The 755-nt window shown below is 38.0% G+C and carries 1 protein-coding gene and 1 pseudogene; both read right to left on the bottom strand.

Going from position 1 to position 755, the window contains the following annotated elements; all coding sequences use genetic code 11:
- A pseudogene (locus ACYQ4S_RS12070) lies at positions 1-234 on the bottom strand (group II intron maturase-specific domain-containing protein); the annotation flags it as partial.
- A 29-nt stretch (positions 235-263) separates the two neighbouring features.
- The coding region (locus tag ACYQ4S_RS12065; protein ID WP_459771400.1) for a reverse transcriptase domain-containing protein at positions 264-755 on the bottom strand (492 nt) is incomplete at its 5' end.

Genomic DNA, 755 nt, shown 5'->3' with positions numbered 1-755 from the left:
GAGCCTCCAGTAAGCCTTTCGGCTACCAGCCATTTTGAGTGCATCATCGTGTTCTATCCCCAGTTGTTTTAATTTTCTATATCGAGTGGATACTTTCTTCCATCTCTTCCAAATCAATTGTCTTAGCCGATGATTCAACCACGATTTAATTTCAATCATAAAAGATTTCATAAATCCGATTCTATAGTAATTAATCCATCCTACCGTTACACGGTTGATGTCCTTCACTATATCTTTGAAAGAGCCTGGTCGATTGCGACGAGTTAATTTTCTGAGTTTATTCCGGAATTTTTGTTTCGCCGACTTACTAGGTCGGCATCCGACTTTCCCATATTATTATGAATATGGAAACCCAAGAATTTTGATTTGCTTGGAGTAGTGATTCGGCTTTTCTCTTTGTTAACTGTTAAGCGTAATTTGTCCTCGATAAATTCCGTGATATTTTCCATAACCCGTTCGCCCGCTCGTTTACTTTTAACATAGATGACGAAGTCATCTGCGTATCGAGCGAACTTGTGTCCTCTGCGTTCAAGTTCTCTGTCTAGATGATGTAAATAAACATTTGCTAACAGAGGAGATAACGGACCTCCTTGAGGAGTCCCCATATCTGTCTCGACATAGAAGTCTTGGTCCATGATGCCAGATTTTAAAAAGTTCCAAATATTTCTCAACACTATTTTATCTTGAATATAGTATTCGAGGTTATTTCTTAGTACTTGATGGTTGATTGTATCAAAGTAATTCTTCAAATCGCA

It is taken from the genome of Alkalibacterium sp. s-m-28, from assembly GCF_054658175.1.
Note: the sequence above shows the minus strand (reverse complement) of the source record. Positions and strands in the feature narration are given on the sequence as shown.